Here is a 17820-nt window from a genome sequence, read left to right on the forward strand (position 1 = left end):
AGCGACCTCGTCCGCGGGCGCGTTTCGTTTCTGCGCCTCCGCCAGATACTGCCGGGAGGCAGTGGCGTTGCCTTGGGCCATCGAGAGGTCGCATAAGGCCAGCCATGGAGCATATTCACCCGGATACGCTTCTGTAGCGCGCTGGAGGTAGTCATGAGCGCGTTTAGCCTGCCGCAACTGTAGAGACAACACGCCGAGCGACAGCAGAGGCATCCGCACGCCCGCCATGCCGGCTGGCGCGGACAGGAGATACGTTTCTGCCGGCGCCCAGTCCCCTTGGCTGGCGCACATCTGGGCCAACTGCACCCACAACGCACCCTGTTGTTCGGCCGGGCCCGGAGGCGCCGGCCAGTCCGACAAGAACACTTGCGCCTGCCCCATTCTTGCCCGGACAAACCCGAGCAAGACCCACGCGCCAACACTGCTGCTATCATCCGCAAGCGCGCTCTCGAGAAGATATGACGCCTGAAGCGGACGGCGGCGTCCCACCAGGGATTGAGCTCTCAAGAGTCGCGCCTCCCGGCTGCCGGCATCAGCGGCCTCGAGCTCCTGCGCCCTATTCTCCACACCCCGGACTTGCTGCGCCGCCGTCTGTACCGCTTTCAATTCCTCGCCGAACGCGACTTGGCCTTTCTCAGTCTTTTCAGCCGCGGCCGCAAGCGTGCGCGCGGCGTCCTCGAACTGCCCCGTCCTTGCCAGGACGCTCGCGTACGAAGCCAATGCTTCAGCGGGGATTTCTCCCAATCCACTCGCGTATTCGTAATAGTCCAACGCACGCAAGAAGCCTTGATGATCATCTGTCTCTGAAGCCTTCGTCTGCACTGCATGGGCTATCTCGAGAGCGCATGCCTGATTCGAGCTGTCTTTCCGCAACGATGACATGAAGTTTTCCACAGCTGCCCCGGCGTCTCCCGTTTGCGCGCACGCCAATCCCAAAAAGTAGAGCGGCTCCGCCGAAAGCGTTTCTGGCGGCAGAGCGCCAAGAACGTCGCGTCCGAAACCGAAGTTCTCCATGGCACTGGCATGCAACTCGGATGCCTCGGTCTCGTAACCACTTTCCCGCAGACGTTTCTCCATGGCCAATTGTTGCCGGGCCGTCTGAACATACACGGTCCCGAGACGTTCCTTGGGGAGAGTCTGACCGGGCGCTTTTTCAACCGCGTCGCGCCACAACAGGACCTCGCTCTGCCACATCGTAGTCCGGGCATACGTCGTCACACCCAGGAGCAGTATCAACACGGCACAAACCACGCCCGAGACCGTACGAATCGTTGGGTGGTGAGGGAGCTTCGCAAATCCCCACGGCAAGAACCACGCGAGGCCCGCCAACGGCAAGTACAGCATCCTGTCGGCGAGGACCGCCGCCGCCGGCACAGCCAATGCGCCGCCCAGCAGTGCAAACCCGAACCACGCAACCGAAGCGCCGCCAACCGTGCGTCCGCGAAATGCGAAAGCAGCGCCCAAAACCGCCAGGACTGACAGAACCGCCAAGATGCTCAAGGCAGGCACGACGGTTTCCCAGGGGACGGGCGCAACGCTCAGCCCGAATGGCCACACCGCGCGCAAAGCGGCCTGACCGGCGCCAGCGGCGCCTGCGACGGAGTTTTCGGCCATCGCGCGAAGTTCGCCCCATGGCTCGGCTTGAGCGGCCAACATGGCGGACAGCATAAGCCCCAGGACAGCAAGATACCCGAGCAGCGGAAGGAATCGTTTCCAGGAGAGCGCCGATCCGCCCGTAACAGCCTCTATCACGGTGATCAGGAAAGGCCCGCACCAGGCGCCTCCCCAAGAGCCAACGGCACAGGCATACGCGACAAGACCAAGACCGAGATACCCCAATCTCAGTTCCTTCCGATCGCGAGTCGCGCGAAGATAGAACATAACAGACACGAGCACAAAGAACGCGCCAAGCAATTGGGCCCGTCCTGCGAGGGATGCCACTGCCTCGACATTGGCCGGGTGAAGAACGAAGACCGCCCCCGACAGCATCGCCGCCGCTTCGGGGACCCGGTTCCCAAGAAGGCGGCGGCATACCAGGAAGACCAATACGCCGTTCACGAGATGCAACAGCACATTAAGAGCATGAAACGATGCCGCATTCCCAGGGGTAACTTCCCAGTTCATCGCCAGGGCAAGAAGAGTCAGCGGAGCGAGGGCGTCTACTGCCTGTGATTCGGGCCAGCGCGCCACCGAGTGCAAGGCTTCATTCCGGACGAGGAATCTTTCATCAGCGGCATGGAAGGGAATGGCAAATGCAGCGGAATATGCGATAAGCCCAGCGATAATGATCAGGAAGGAGCCTGCCCACACCATGGCTCTATCGAGGCCTTCGACGCCCTTCAGTATTGGCGCCACCAGTCGTTTGTCCAGTTCCGTATTGCCCGTACTCTCCGCAACCCCGGCCGGCGGCTGGCTGTCTGGCTTGTGTGGTTCTTCGGTCACGCGCGTCTCCTGCGTATCCACTCCCGGCTGTTCCGGCTGAAAAGCGCCTAATGATAACACGCGCCCGAGGAGCTTCTAAAACCGTCTCCGGAGCATCAGGCCGCGCGCTTCCGCAACATGCGGGCAGAGAACCGTACGGCATTCGCCATGACAAGTACGGCCGCCCCCCCGATTAGGCCCCACATGCCCCAAACCTTCGACGGAGCAATACCAGCATACTCAAGATAGAGGGTAGCCCACTTCCCCGATGTCTCCGCTCCCGCCGCCTGCTGAATGGACCATTTTTCGACAGGCAGCACGCTTTCCCGGTGAAGCCCAAGCGTCTCTTTCTTGCCGCCCGGAAAGCCAATGTTCAACACATAGATCGGCACCTTCTCTGATACGGACGGGGAGAATACCACCGATTCACCGCCGGCGATCACGACCTCCTCCTGCCGCAACCGCAGTATTCGTGTGTCGCTCTCGAGGCGCAGTTCCTTGAGGGGGGACTCTGCCTGAGGAAGATAGACGGCGGATTCCAGCGCCTGATCCAGCCGGAACTCCCATCGGGCCGCTTCGAGCGCTTGAACCTGCCCCCGCTCGAGCATCCAGCGGGATTTTTCCGCGCCGTTTTCGAAAAGCACAACCAGCATGGTGTCCGCCTGCCAGGAATACCCCATCACAACGAAGCGCGCCCGTGTCGGGTACGAAAAACGCAGCAAGCCATCTTCCGTTGCGCTGTTGGCGGGCACCCAGACATCCTTCACGTTTCCTTCCCGGCCCACTTTGAACCGAATCGCCGCTTCGCCTTGGCCTCCGGAGACGCCCCCCTCCCGAACTTCGGCAAGAACCACCTCGGTGCCATCGCTCAACTGAATACCGGTCCCGATGATGAACGAATCGAACCAGTTCACGGCGCCGTCTTCCTCCACTCCCCACCGCGCAGACTCGATACCCGGTACGCCTTGTCCCAGCGATTGCAGGGCCGCCTCCTCTGATGCCACCCACAAGAACCGGAATACCAGGTCATCTCCCAATTCCAGCCAATCCCCGTGTTCGGCCACGATGCCTTCGACCCACTCCCCTTGGTCTCGCCGCAGCGCCACAACCGCCAGAGAGGTCCCCCCTGATTCAGCCGGTTCGGAAATGATTCCTCCCCACGCGCGGATTTCGCGCATGACGAAGCTCTCGCCGCCAAGAACGACGGCTGTGCCCGGAGCAAAAGGTATGCGCTGTTCCCCTGCGTCTCGTGATATCTTTATCTCCGGGTCCGTGGGAGCGGTTTCTTCGAGCGTTATTTCGCCCAGCGTCACTGAAAACGGCAGTTCAACGACCTCATAGACTTTCTGAAGATCTTCCAGATGCGGCGGTTTCCACACATAGTACGGCAACAGGTCGACTCCCGCCCGTTCAACGATCTTCAAGCGTGCATGCGGGCTGTCGTCCATCTTAGGCGGGCGGGGACGCACAACAAGCCGCGAAGGAACGCCTTGGTGTAACCACATCTCCCCGAAGAACAGCGGCTCGGTTCGCGCATCTTGCACCTCAATGAGAAGAAATGCGGCGCCGGCTGCCAGAAGCGCTGCGCCAACAAGGGATACGGCGCGGTACACCATCACTTAAACCTGGTCTTCCGCCAACGACTCCTTGACGGCTTCAGGCGCAGGCATAGGGTGCTCTAAACGCTTGGGTTCGGCCTTTGCCGCGCCTACTGCACGCGAAAGCCCCGCCATCGCGCTGTAAAGCGTCGGCACAACAATCAGGGTCAACAACGTAGCGAATGAAAGACCAAAAATCACCGCCACGGCCATCGAACCCCACCACTGGCTCGTTTCTCCTCCGACAATCCACGTCAACTTCCGAAAATCGAAGCTCACGCCAATGGCCATAGGCACAAGCCCGAGAACAGTGGTGACGGCAGTCAACATCACGGGACGAAATCGCGTCACGCCCGCGGTGACGATGGCTTCATTGAGACTCATGCCGCGCTCTCGCAACTGGTTCGTATAGTCAATCAGCACGATCGCGTTGTTGACCACTACCCCAGCCAGGCTGATGCATCCAACGCCCGTCATCAAAATGCCAAACGGCATACGGCAGATGTACAGGCCCAGAAAAACGCCGGCCAGCGACAAGATGACCGACGTCAGAATGATGAACGGCTGAGTAAGTGAATTGAATTCCGATATCAGGATCAACGCGATCAGAAAAACGGCCACGACGAATGCCTGTATCAGGAAGTCCTCCGTCTCCTCCATGTCCTCGTTCTCTCCGGTATAGTCGATAAGGTAGTCTGCCGGCAGGGAAAAATCCGCCAGTTTGGCCTGCACAGCTTCCAATACGCGCTGCTGGTTATAGTCAGGATGGACATCCGCGGAAACCGTCACCGTTCGATTGCGGTCAATACGCTTGATGGAACCCAGCCCCGCCCCCTGCTCGATACGAGCCACCGACGAAAACGGCACACGCCGGCCGTCGATCGAGATGAGATTCATCGTATTGATGTTCGCAAGATTCTCCCGAAACGCTTTCGGAAACCGGACGGTAACGTCGTATTCTTCGTCGCCTTCGCGGAAATCCGCCGCTTTCCTCCCGTTGATTGCGGCCTGCACCGTAAGCCCGATGAGCTGGGTACTGAGGCCCATGCGCCATGCCTCCTGGCGATCCACGACCACCCGCACCTCGGGCTTCCCCTTGTTGTAGTCATCGCGGAGATCGACCAGCCCAGGAACATCCTTAATCTGCTGCTTCACTTCTTGGGCGAGCCGCGCCAGCGTTGGGAAATCGTCGCCGCTGATTTCGACGTTAATGGGAGGCCCGGTCGGAGGCCCCATCTCCATTTGCTCGATCTGTATTTCCGCGCCGCTCAGTCCCTTGATGCTCTCACGCAGTCCACGGAGTATCTCAGACGGCATTTTCTGGCACAATTCGAGTTTCGGGAAGTCGAGCGAGATTCGGCTGATATGGTTGGCTTTCGAACTTCCTGCCCCATGGCTCGAATCCGGCGTTACCCCCAGCGAGCCCACGTTTGCGACCACGCTCTCCATATATGGAGCGTACGGCGCGATCATCTCCTCTATCCGGCGCGTGTAAAGGTTTGAAGTCTCGAGATTCGTCCCTTCCGCGCATTCAATATCTATATAGGCTTGAGGCGGTTCCGTCTCGGGCATGAAAATGGTTTCAGCCGTGCTCAGATAGACGGTAGCGATCGTAACGAGAAGCCCCACCGAGAGCATTACGGTAACAGCACGCCAGCGCAGAGCCGTTCGCAACACTGCCGCGTAAAGCTTCATGAACCGGTGCTCGCGCACGGGACGCGCCTTCTTGCCCGGCGCCGTCATGAAGACACTTGCCAGCGCCGGGTTCACGACGAGACCGTAAAAAAGCGAAGCGAGGAGTGCCACGATAACCGTGTACGGCAGGTAGTACATGAACTCCCCGAAAATTCCCGGCCAAAAGAAAAGCGGCAGGAACGCGGCCACAGTGGTCAGGGTGGAAGTCGTGATGGGCCACGCCACCTCCGCCGTGCCCGCCTTGGCGGCCTCTATCTTCCCGAATCCTTCCTGCCGGTGGCGGTATATGTTCTCAACCACCACAATGCCGTTGTCGACCAGCATTCCGAGGGCAAGGATCAGACTGAACAGCACGACTAGATTCAGCGTAATACCCGCCATATAGAGAACAATGAAAGTGATCAACATGGAAACCGGCATAGCGAGCGCTACTGACACCGCATTGGAAAATCCCAGAAACATGAAGATCACAACAAGGACGAGGATCAGCCCGCTCAGAATGCTGTTCTCGAGCTCCGAAACCATGTCGCGAATGTAATCCGCTTCGTTCCACGTCACCGTTACGGTCAGCCCCTTGGGAAGACCGTCGAGCATCTGGGCGATTTCCGCATTGACCTCGTCCGCGATTTGGATGATGTTCGCCCCCGAGCGTTTGATCACCGTCAATGCAACCGACGGTTCGCCGTTCAGCCGGGAGATGGTTTCAATGTCCTTAAACCCATCGTGTACCGTCGCCACGTCTCTCAAGAAGACCGTGCCTTCGGGCGCCTGCTTCACCACCAAATCATTGATATCGTCGGGATTCTTAAACTCCCCGGGCGTCCGCATCAGGAACTTGGCCTCGCCCAGGTCCATCGTGCCCCCCGGCGTGTTTACGTTCTCCTGGGCAACGACACTGATAAGATTGCCAAAAGAAATCCCGTATTGCGCCACACGCTCCGGGTCCACCTCGATCTGGATCTCCCGCTCGACTCCCCCGATCACTTCCACATCGAGCACCCCTTCGATCGTCTCGATTCTGTCCTCGATGTCTTCGGCTATCTGGTCGAGCATGGACAACGGCAGCTTCCCCGAAAGCGACATGATCATGATCGGGAATTCCGCTGTGTTGATCTCTTTGATAACCGGATCATCGGCTTCCTCGGGGATGTCCGGTTCAGCCAGGTCGACCTTGTCGCGCACCTTCTGGAGCGCATCGTCAATGTCGATGTCGGGCTCGAACTCAAGGAAGATAAACGACAGTCCCTCCACGCTTGTGGATTTCATCTCTTTCACGCCGGAGAGACCCGCGAGACGCCGCTCGATGGGAATGGTGATAAGCGATTCGATATCCTCGGGAGCAACCCCCTCGTATGGCACGTTGACCGTGATGTACGGGATCACGACCTCGGGATTGGATTCACGCGGCAGGCGCACATAGCTGAAAACGCCCGCGATAAGTATGAGCACCAACAATACAAGAACCGTGGTGCTGCGTTTTATGGCAACATTGCTGATGATCATTCAAGGACTTCCTGGACGTCCACTTTCTCCCCGGGACGGGCTTCATACTGCCCCTTTACAATCAGGCGCTCGCCCGGCGCCAGGCCCCCGGTGACCTGCACGGAACTGCCCTGCACAAGCCCCACCTGGATGGGGCGCAGCTCGGCAATCCCGTCTTTTTCAATAAAGGCCACGCGTTGATCATCCAGCAGAATTGCCGTAAACAGCGGTATCATGAGCGAGTCGGGATAGGTCTCACGCACAAAGGCGCCCCGGGCGATCATGCCGGGTTTCAGGAGGCCTTCGGCGTTATCGACTTCCACTTCCGCCTTGAAGGTGTGCGTGCTCATGTCGGCACTCGTCGCAATTCGGTATATCACGCCGCTGAAGGTACGGTCCTCGATGGCGTCCATACGCACACGAACGCTGTCGCCGATCTTGAAATGGGGAATGTCGCGCTCGGGAATGCCGAACATGACCTTCACCTTGTGCACCTGGACAAGACGCACCAGAGGGGTGCCGACGTCAACAAACTCATCCTGGTCAATCAGAACGGTATCCGCAATACCATCGAAAGGCGCCTTCACAACGCTGTTCTCGACTTCGATCTCAAGTATACGGAGCAAAGAGTCCGCCACATCACGATTCGCAACGGCGCCATCCAGGCTTTGAGGCGTTCCCGCCCCACTCTTGGCGAGCCGGTCGATGCGTTCGAGCTCCTGCAGCGACAGTTTATGCTGCGCCTGAGCCTGTTGAAGACGCGCTCGAATTGATAGTGTATCTACGCGATAGAGTTCCTGGCCCGTTTGCACTGCGTCACCCTGCTCAACGCCCTTCCATTCGATCTTCCCGCGGACCTCCGAGCTCAGGACCACCTCTTCCCAGGGCTGCACGCTGCCCGTAAGCACCAGCCGGTCCTCGACCGTCTCGCTTTTCAGCACGCGAACGCTCACCTGGGGAACGCGCTGCTGCGCCCCGTTCGCTTGCGTCTTGGCCTCGGATGGCGCCACTTTGATGGCAACCACCACGACGGCCGCGACAGCAGCCATGATTCCAAGACATATCAGGACGCTCAACAGCGTGCGACCGAATCTACGTTCACTCTGGTTCATAAGTGTCACTCGGCTCCGCAAAATTCGCTATAGCTATAAAGCTCATGTTCATACGGTTTCAACAACGGAAGCCGCCCTGCTTCACGAGAGCCGGCCCCGTGCAAGAAAAGGTCAACTAAGGCCTTGCCCAATTCCGGTGCAAGCGTAACGGCGGGAAAGCGCGACTTCACCATCATGTGAAAGTCCATCAGCGCGTTAAAAGCGAGGGCCAGCGCTTCCGGTTCCCCTCTTGTCAACTCGCCCGTCTCGAGACCCTCTTTCATTACTTTCACCAAACATGAAAACCACGCATCAAGCAATGGTTCGTCAAGCATATTGGGCACTTGGCCAGGAGGTTTGAAAATCACGTGAATCAGCAGCCGCACTTCATCCAGATTCCGTTCTGCGCGCTCAAACGCACTGCAAATCAACTGCTCGAGACAGGCCTTGCACCCTTCTACTTGACCAAGAATTCTGTCACTTTCCGCAACCAGCTCTGTCAAGCATTTACGTACCAATTGCCGGAAGAGGTCTTCTTTGTTCTTGAAATAATAGTAGAGAACCGGCCTGGTTACACCGGCCTCCTCGATGATTTCGCGAACACTAGCCCCCTCGTAACCCTTTCTAGAAAAAAGACTTAGGGCGCTCTTAAGAAGACGCGCTTCGGCATCGTTGACATGACACGCTCGCGACTTTTGTTGTGCTTTCCCCATCGGCTTCTGACCTACCGTTCGTTAGACAACTCCCTACAATTGTACTTGCCTTCCCAAAGAAAGTCCAGCACAAAATCCCCCACCAAATCGACGGGTGGGTTCCTCCGGAACTGGTTACTCCACCATCCGATTCCTGAATCCCAATTAGCTGGGATTCTTCGGGGCCAACGGCGCAAAACATACCAACCTGGCCTGAAGAATCAAATAAAAAACCGTAAGGGCTTACTGGAAGCAAGCTCGGCATGAACAATGAAGGTATGCTGTTTGCTTACAAGAAAAACATTCCTTCCGTATGTAGGCATATCAAGGCACAAAGGGCGTGCTATGATGCTCGAAGGGAGTCCGCCGTAGATGTCATCCGACCGGAAAACGCGGAGTGAAGAGGGCGCCTCGCAACACGGAAACAAGACGCCACAAGCGCGGCGTGCCGCTGTGAAAGCGTCCTTGTACGGTTTGGGATACATCCTTCAACATCATTTCCTTGGAAAGACTGCGCCACTGATTCGTGGGCTGGTACTCACAAACCGGTGCAATCTACGATGTGAGCATTGCAGAGTGACAGATCGCGGCCATCGGGACCTGGATTTCGCGGAAGTCGTCGCGGCGATAGACGCCTTTTACCGCGAAGGGGGCCGTTGCCTATATCTTGAAGGCGGCGAACCGTTTCTCTGGCATGACGGGCAGAACGGCCTCGATGATGTCGTTGACTACGCTCATCAGCTCGGGTTCTTGACGGTCGTCATCTACACCAACGGCACGTTCCCCATCCGGACCTCCGCCGACACGGTGTTTGTCAGTGTAGATGGCCTTCGAGAGACCCATGACGCGCTTCGTGGAGAATCCTTCGACCGTATCATGGGCAACATTCAGGGCTCGGGGCATCCGTCTCTATTCATTAACTACACGATCAACAGCCGCAACAAAGACGAGATTGACGCGTTCTGTGAATACGTGCACCGCATCAAGCAAATCCGAGCAGTGTTCTTCTACTTCCATACGGCGTACTACGGACACGACGGCCTCCATATCGACACCGACGAAAAACGCCGCATCCTGCAAGCGCTGCTGAGTCTTCGCAGAAGATACAGGATTTTAAACTCTCGGGCGGGACTGCTCTCGGCTTCGAGAAACGATTGGAGGCGGCCGCTGGACGTTTGCTCCGTATATGAAAAGGGCGTCGTCTATGAATGTTGCAGGTACGCGGGCGACCCCGAGCTATGCCGCGATTGCGGATACCTCAGTTACGCAGAGATCGATCAGACGTTGAAGATGAAGCCGTCGGCCATATTCAGCGCTCTCAAGTATTTTTGAACGGTGGCCGCTTGGTGAAGCGGGGAGGACAACATGGAACATCTAATTCGACAGGTTCTCCTTAGAAGTTTCACCGGAGAGCGGGAAGTCCTTCTCAAGAAGAGGATCCCGTCTCGCGAGGAACTCAGGGCAAAGCTCGAGAGTATTAAAACAATCGGCTTGTATCTTCATATCCCATTCTGCGAGCAGATATGCCCGTATTGCCCCTATAACAAACAGATATATCGTCGCAACCTTGCGGAGGGATATGTCCATGCCGTCAAAAAGGAAATGGACGCGTACGCTGAGATCTTAGGCGACAAGGCCATTACGTCCGTCTACATAGGCGGCGGGACCCCAACCACCATGCTTCATGCCGGCCTGGTCGATCTGGTCAGGCACATGCGTGACGACTTCAATCTGCAATGCGACATCCACATGGAAAGCCACCCCAATCACCTGAGCGCCGCCAATCTGAACGTGATCAAGACCATGGGCGTGCAACATCTGAGCATCGGCGTCGAATCCCTGCTGGAGAAGCATCTCACAACCTTGTGCCGGCCCTACACGGCCAAGGAAGTCAAAGAGGTGGTAGGCCGAGCGGTCAAATACGGGTTCAAATGCGTGAATGCGGACGTCATGTTCGCCCTTCCTGGCCAGACCTACAGTGAGATCGAAGAGACCGGGTATGAGTTGGTGGCGTTGGGCGTTCAGCAGGTTGCCGCCTACCCTCTGTTCCGTTTTCCTTATACTCCCTTTGGGAAAAACGGCAACGCACGGAATCACGGAATCCTCCCCAGCCTCAAGAGACGAAGAATGCTGGCCATTCTCGAGAGGATCTTCTATCAGGCGGGGTACGAAAGAAGTTCAGTGTGGGCGTTCACTCGGCGCGGAGTGCCCAGGTACTGTTCGGTGACGGTGCCACTTTACGTGGGTTTGGGCGCGAGCGGCGGGTCTTATCTCAAGGACGTGTTCTATCTGAACACCTTCGACGCGGCCGAGTACGTGAAGGCAATCGATGAACGTGGGACGGCCATCGCGCTGTCACTCGACCTGTCCGAGAGAATGCAGCGAGCGGGATGGCTATACTGGCGAATCTATGAGACCAAGTTCAGGAAATCCGATTATCAGGAGAGGTTCGGCGAGAACATCGACACCGCGTACGGCGAGTATCTGAGACTCTTCAGACTCCTCGGTTTCCTCCGCGACGACGGTGAACAGATTGTGCTTACAGACAGGGGCTCGTTCTGGCTCCACGCATGGGAAGACATCCTGTCCATTGATTACATCAGCAAGCTGTGGGGCACATCCAAACGCGATCCATGGCCGGAAAAGGTAGTCCTGTAGATGAACAAGGACTCGCCCAGTAGCAACAGGACGTCCTCGCCAAAGCCTTACTCTGCACTTGCGAGGAATTGTGCAGGGCCTCAATGGTTTCGCACCATATTCATGTGCGGACCCGTACGCGCCGTGGGCAGACGAGCCGCTCCGGCTCGACCCGCTCCTGCAAGAACGAATTGGAGCAACCGAGACCGACCAGCACACTCGCCGACCCGTGTACCTTCGTTGCATGCAGGTTCCACTCTATATGCAATCAGCAACCGTAAACACGCGCCTTTATAACAGTCAAGTTGAAAAGACCCCAAACCTGATGAAGGCCTCAAACATCGTCAGCCCACAATCGCTCCGCCCTGTCGTCTCCAGCCGGTCTTCCCGGCCAAAGACCGCCGTGGGCTGCCGAACCGTGAATTCCGCTTGCCGAAGCACGCATTTCTTGCGTCCATTCCCACATACGGGACAGGAGCCGAACGGTGATGACCGGCCCCTTTTGCATGTAGCTGTGGGCGATAGTTAGATTCGTCTCGGCCAGAGCTTGACCTGCAGCCGTACGAATCGGACAGGCCGGTCTACTAAGGCTATCGAAATTGGCCCCCGCTCCTGGTTTTCCTCCCACCGGCGCTCATGTTCGTACGGGGCCGTTCTCTGTGTGGGTCCCGCGCCCTCGCCAGTCCAACCGAATCGCAGGGCGATGCGCGCAGCAATCCGGGCCTTCTCCCTCACCTCTAGACACTCTGTCCCCCAAGCAGCGCGCGCGACCGTTTGCCAGGAACAAGCCAGGAGAACCCCGAGATTCCGAGCGCCAACACGGCGGCGAAGGTGAATACCATTTGGTAACCCATCGTCTTCCACATAAGCCCCGCCCAGAAGGGGATGACCATCGAGGCGCTATGGTTTATTGTGACGCCCAGCGACAACGTGCCCGTCAACTCAGCCGACGATGACGCCAGGCGCGATATATACACCGTCCGCCCGGTGCTTAAGGCAAAAAGCAGGTTGTCGAGAATATAACACGCGCCTGCAATCGCCAATGCGACGGCAGGTCCGCCGGGAAATCCTCCCGCATACCCGTAACCCAGGCATACAGCGGAAAGCACGAACCCATCGCCAACCATTACGACACGTTCGCCCCAGCGGTCCATCATCCATCCTGCCAGCGGCTTGAACAACAATCCGATACAGGCCGCAAGCATCAACAGAAACGCGATGTCCACCGGCGTCAGGCCGTATACATGTATCAGGACCCATGGCCCAAAGGTGATGAAGATTTGTTTGCGGGCCCCGAATAGAAACTCCAACAGGTAATAGAGCCAGAACTTCCGGCGCACCACCAGAAAAGACCGTTTATAGTGGATTCCCGGCACCCTCAGCCGCGTGTAGATGGCCGACACAAGGACAGCGCCTGCCGCCGCACAGAAGAACCCCACCATATACTGAGGGGCATCCCGGTCGAAGGTTAACCACACAAACCCTGTCCCCATGATCATGCCCAACGTCCCTATCCCTCCCAGTTGCCCAAGCCGGAATCCTCGCCGGTTCTCTTCGCTCATGGCGATCACGAGGGAATGCGATACGGGGGTGACGAGGTGCATCCCGGCGCTGCAGACCAGCATTGTGGCAATCATGAAGAGGTAGGAGTTGCCGGCAAGCGCGAGGCCGGCCGTTCCCACCGCAAACGTTATCGCGGCGAGGGCGCCCAGCCGCGTCAAAGGAACCGCTCCAAGGACCCCCGCAAACACAACCACCAGGAATCCGGGCAGCTCGCGGGGAAACTCGAGCCCCCCACGCGCTTCCGCCGTCATATGAAAAGTATCCGATAAGTAATTGTTGAAAATCGACTCGTTGATTCCCATCGACGCGGCCATGAAGACCTCAGCGAAGAAGAACAACTGAAGCGAAGAGAGGCGTTTCACTTGAGGTGATTCCGTTATCACTCGGGATCAGCCGGGAGCATTGGGTCCCAGAATCTGACACGGCCATTCCTGCCCGGTATAGAACGTGCCCCTGGTGGCTTGCCATGCCGAAAAGAACGAAATCCCGAACATAAGCCCTACAAAGATCCATTTCCAACGGGCGCGCAGCTTCTCGTAGATGGGCACCCCCATCAATAGTAATACCGGCATCGCGGCAATGAGCCACCGGAACCCATACGTCACGCCGCCATAGTCGTTCGTCTGGAGACAGTAGTACGCCGTCAGAATCATCAAACCGAGCGCCCCGGCGAGAATCGGGCGGTGGTAGCGGAGACCTCTGCCCAGCAAATACCGTAAGGGACTCAACAAGCCGGCAATGAGGACCGGATACAGAGTAAAAATGCCACGCCGGCCAAAGGTCATATGAAACAGATAGGTGCCTTTAGGCTCATTCAGCCCGTCGATGCCTCTTGGGTGCCTCCAATAGCTATTCTCGTACAAGTACATTTCCGGATGCATCTGGACTGGCAAAGGGCTCCCTGTCACCTGCAACATAACGCCCGCGTGCACCGCCACGGGCACCGCAGCCGCCAGCACACCCCATAGCAGCGTTTTCCGGGGGAAATGGTAAACGAGGCACAACCCGGCAATAGCCGGCCAAATCGCTACCGGCATATCGATGGTCAATACCAGCCCCGCCGCCGCTCCAAACACCGCAAACCGCCACGACGACGGCCTGCATTTCTCATAGATGAGACCCAACGAGAGGTAAATGCATAGCATCAGGCAGAAGGTCGCGGGGATGTGATTGTTAACCATGAGGCTGTATCCCCAAAGCTGGGTCCCAAAGGCTAGGAAAAGTGTCATGGCGCAACGTATCAGAGGGTCGACGGAGAACAGGGAAATGGTGCGGTCGAAAAGAAACACCGTCAAAATAAAGGGGATGCCGCAAAAGGTCAACGTCAAGACACGGACGACCACCGCGCAGTCGGAATCGTTCCGCAACTCCAACCCGAAAACACTCCGGAGAAGCATATACTCCCCTGTCATCATCAGGGGGAGGACAGGTGGTTTGCTGGAAAGCAGGCGGCCCTTCGCCATCACTTTGTCGATGGTATGGGAAGCAAAAGGGTTGTCGTCCTTCGCACCCGGAGAGTCGAGGTAGAACGTCCCGTGTTCGGTCAGACTGTATATGGTCGCCAAACGGCTGAGTGCAAGGTCTTGCATCGCGACCGACGGCGCAAAAGTGCCGAACAGGACAAATACAATCACGGTCGTGTAAATGAAAATGTTGATGATAAGAACTACGTTAGCTTCATGGGACCGGTCCACGTTGCCCCCCGGGTTAGTGTCCATCTTCACTCGCGTTTCCATCGGGAGACCGTTGAAAGGCGGGCGCATGCCGTGAGCCTCTGCACGTCGATGGCCAGGCTGTTATCGGCCGAAAATGCTGCCAAACACCCGCTTGAAAATCCCCTCGTCCTCTTCCGGCAGAACGGTCTCTTCCTTCAACTTCGGCTCCACGGCCTGCCACTCTCCACCGGTGCGCTCTTCTTTCAACTCAACAACAAACAGGCTGGCGACCTGCACCCACCGGTTGTTGCGCCACTGATAGGTCAGAGTCTCTTTCCCTGTTTCCCGATAGAAGTTGGAGTCTTCCCGCGCATCATCCTTCTTCCGGTGCATTTCCGTGACGTAACGTTGTTTTGACAGCGTCACATCGGCAACCTCGGGAGCCATGCGCGATCCCGTTTCCCGAATGCTCACTTGCATGTCGCTAACGCTCTTCGGGTATTCGGAATACTCCTTCAGGAAGTATGGAGCGCGCTTCACAACAGGAGCCTCTTCCGGGGACGTTACCCGCGACTCGGTTGTCACATGTTCCTCAACGGTCTTGCGTAGTCTTTCTTCCTGAGATTCCGCAGAGGCCTGCTGCCCTTCCAGAGCAGACGCCCCGGAAGGAGGCCCCTCAGAATCCACCGTGCCCTTCCCCCGAAAAAGACTGCACCCAGACAGGCTTACCGCCACAGCTATTCCAAGTGCACACATGATTCGGTATCGATATACGGGTTGTTTGTACACCGGCCCGCTCCTTCGCCGTATGACAGGCCGCCCCGGCTGCCCGAATGGCGGCACGCTTCCCCTCCTCGGCACGTTTGCCGCGTATCATACCACACGCGAAAGAAAAGACACCACAAGCCTTGCGAGACACCGATGACACGGTCCTGCCCGCGGCTACTCCGCCGGGGCGTAGTTCCCCGAGACGTAGTATGCGATCCGGCGGTTCCGGAGCAGGTCCTCCACCACAGCTTCACTGCGCCCCACTTGGATTAGCCGAAACCTGCCCGCGAACTTTTCGCCGGTTTCTACCGTGACAAACTTGTCCCCGGCCTCCTGGGCAGCTTCCGACAGCGCGTTCAACCGAAACTTGGCCGTTCCGCCTCCGCGCTCCGGCTCGGGCCGCACGAGCATCATGCCATAGGCATATTCTTCCTGCTTCACTTTCTCTTCGAGCTCTAGAAGCGACTGGTCCGGGTCAATAATCGCTGCCTGTGACGTAAGTTCACGCGCACGAACAAGATCTTCCGGATGCCAGGGCTCGGCGTTCAAGTGCTCTTCGGCCTTCGCGGCGATCGCATCGCACACTTCCTTCTGGATAGCCTTGTTCTTCTCGCTCGCATCCAATCCGATGGCTTCGCGCGCCGCACTCAAGGCTTCCAAGAGCTTACCTTCCTCGAGGAGCTGGGGGGCCCGATTGGGGGGCGATACTTGCATGGTGACAACAGCAGGCTCCTGCTCCTCACCGGCCTGCATCCTATACAGCCCGAACCCGCCCACCGCGAGCACAGCCAGCACGATCAGAATGGCAAGGACGGTACCCAGCCGCTTTGACAAGGAAGACCCCGGTTGCGCATATGGCTGCGCGAAGGCCCCCGTCGGCCTCGATTCCTCATGAAGTGATGCTAACGCCCGGCTATGCTCGTCCAAAGACGGCAGACCGGACTCGGGCGGCGCCGGAGCATTATTTCGCTCTCCGGAGTGGCCCGCCTGCCCCCCAGCTGCACCCTCCTTGTCACTTTGGATGTCCCCGATGAGTTCGGCCCGAAACGTCTCGAGTGCCGCCATCACGCTCTCGGAAGGTGCATACTTGGTTGTGCGCCGTCCCCCCAGGTCCTCCATCGAAAAATGCCGTTGGTCTGTTCTCGGAGGATCAACACGCTCGCCACAATGAAAACACTTCGTGGCAAAGACGCTGATTTCCATCCGGCAAAACGGGCAGATCCGCGTCTTATCTTGTCTATTCTGTTCCCGGCCTGCCAAAACATAGCTCCCTGGTTCTTGGCCCTCACCACTCCTTATGCAGCATAGCGCACACACGAGGTGTATGCAAGCGCCGCGTCCGCGCGTCTATCTATCCCGCAAGAAATGCCCAAGAGACTTCGTTTCATTACTAGTGTAAACGATCTGCAGTCCCTGGTCCTAGTTTGCCTGCAAACAAGAGCGCTTCCAAGAGAATGGTGTCAAAGCTCCCGCTCCGAGTCAAGGATCATGCCGCCACGGCGAGACAGTCCTTTCCAGGCGGGGAATCTTCGGGGCTGGGCGCAGAGACTGCCTATTCGGGCTTGAATAGGCGGGTTCCTGGCGCGTACACGCTTTGAATGCGGTGCAGCGCCGTAATCTCACTGCTGGAAAGGGGTTCCGGTCTGCCCAGCAGGTTCGCCCAGAGAAGAATCTCAGCCGCGTGCTCGATTTTCTCAAGCTTGTGGTAGGCATCAAGAACATCCCGGCCAACGGTAAGAGAACCATGTTTCTCGATGAGCACGGCGTCGCATATCCGGATCAATTTCCGAATAGCCTCTCCCCCCTCCCCCGTAGCCGGAGTAGCGTATTCCGCCGTCGGAATACCCCCAAGCGTAAGGAGCAATTCGGGCAAGACGGGTTCCGCCAGAGACAATCCGGCCAGCGATGCCGCTATAGCCTTCGGGGGATGGGCGTGAACGACGGCTCGGATATCCTCGCGCTCTTCATACGCAGCCAGATGAGTTCGAAACTCGGACGTGACGCCGCCCTGTCCCGATACCTTGTTCCCGGAGGCATCCGCGACGATCAAGTCATTCGGCGCCATGAAGCCTTTCGAGACCCCGCTCGGCGTACACAAGAAGCGTTCGTCGGAAAGGCGGACGCTGATGTTTCCGTCCGTGGCGGCCACGAAGCCCTTTTCCCACAAACGGCGTCCGACATTGCAGATCGCTTCGCGCAACGCCCTTTCGTTTTCCAT

At 57.8% G+C, this 17820-nt stretch carries 12 protein-coding genes; 2 read left to right on the forward strand and 10 right to left on the reverse strand.

Going from position 1 to position 17820, the window contains the following annotated elements; all coding sequences use genetic code 11:
- The 5 genes from PLJ71_14130 to PLJ71_14150 form a co-directional block, all read right to left on the reverse strand.
- Nucleotides 1–2442: hypothetical protein (locus PLJ71_14130; protein HQM49822.1), on the reverse strand; the 2442-nt coding region annotated here is incomplete at its 3' end.
- A 95-nt stretch (nt 2443–2537) separates the two neighbouring features.
- Nucleotides 2538–4037 (reverse strand): hypothetical protein, encoded by a 1500-nt coding sequence (locus PLJ71_14135; GenBank protein HQM49823.1) that lies wholly within the window; start codon nt 4035–4037, stop codon nt 2538–2540.
- Nucleotides 4038–4040: 3 nt separating this feature from the next.
- Nucleotides 4041–7217, reverse strand: a complete 3177-nt coding sequence (locus tag PLJ71_14140) for an efflux RND transporter permease subunit (protein HQM49824.1) — start codon at nt 7215–7217, stop codon at nt 4041–4043.
- The gene (locus PLJ71_14145; protein HQM49825.1) at nt 7214–8245 is read right to left on the reverse strand and encodes an efflux RND transporter periplasmic adaptor subunit; all 1032 of its coding nucleotides are present in this window, start codon (nt 8243–8245) and stop codon (nt 7214–7216) included. Before PLJ71_14145 ends, PLJ71_14140 begins: the two co-directional genes overlap by 4 nt.
- A 68-nt stretch (nt 8246–8313) precedes the next feature.
- Nucleotides 8314–9000 carry a TetR/AcrR family transcriptional regulator gene (locus PLJ71_14150; GenBank protein ID HQM49826.1) on the reverse strand — a complete coding sequence of 229 codons (687 nt, stop codon included), beginning with the start codon at nt 8998–9000 and terminating at the stop codon, nt 8314–8316.
- Between the two features lie 351 nt (nt 9001–9351).
- Between PLJ71_14150 and PLJ71_14155 the strand changes: the two genes are divergently transcribed.
- Nucleotides 9352–10311 (forward strand): radical SAM protein, encoded by a 960-nt coding sequence (locus tag PLJ71_14155; protein ID HQM49827.1) that lies wholly within the window; start codon nt 9352–9354, stop codon nt 10309–10311.
- 33 nt (nt 10312–10344) lie between these two features.
- Nucleotides 10345–11637: a radical SAM protein gene (locus tag PLJ71_14160; GenBank protein ID HQM49828.1), complete on the forward strand. Its 1293-nt coding sequence runs from the start codon at nt 10345–10347 to the stop codon at nt 11635–11637.
- Between the two features lie 716 nt (nt 11638–12353).
- Here the strand turns inward: PLJ71_14160 and PLJ71_14165 are convergent.
- The 5 genes from PLJ71_14165 to PLJ71_14185 all read right to left on the reverse strand — a co-directional run bounded on the left by PLJ71_14165 (nt 12354) and on the right by PLJ71_14185 (nt 17820).
- Nucleotides 12354–13541: an MFS transporter gene (locus tag PLJ71_14165; protein ID HQM49829.1), complete on the reverse strand. Its 1188-nt coding sequence runs from the start codon at nt 13539–13541 to the stop codon at nt 12354–12356.
- Nucleotides 13542–13568: 27 nt separating this feature from the next.
- Complete coding sequence (locus tag PLJ71_14170) at nt 13569–14903, reverse strand: hypothetical protein (GenBank protein HQM49830.1); 1335 nt, start codon at nt 14901–14903, stop codon at nt 13569–13571.
- A gap of 72 nt (nt 14904–14975) precedes the next feature.
- Nucleotides 14976–15374, reverse strand: coding sequence for a hypothetical protein (locus tag PLJ71_14175; protein ID HQM49831.1), 399 nt, complete (start codon nt 15372–15374; stop codon nt 14976–14978).
- A 402-nt stretch (nt 15375–15776) separates the two neighbouring features.
- Complete coding sequence (locus PLJ71_14180) at nt 15777–16436, reverse strand: hypothetical protein (GenBank protein ID HQM49832.1); 660 nt, start codon at nt 16434–16436, stop codon at nt 15777–15779.
- 718 nt (nt 16437–17154) lie between these two features.
- Complete coding sequence (locus tag PLJ71_14185) at nt 17155–17820, reverse strand: class II aldolase/adducin family protein (protein HQM49833.1); 666 nt, start codon at nt 17818–17820, stop codon at nt 17155–17157.

The organism is Candidatus Hydrogenedentota bacterium (genome assembly GCA_035416745.1).
Taxonomy (GTDB): Bacteria; Hydrogenedentota; Hydrogenedentia; order Hydrogenedentales; family SLHB01; genus UBA2224.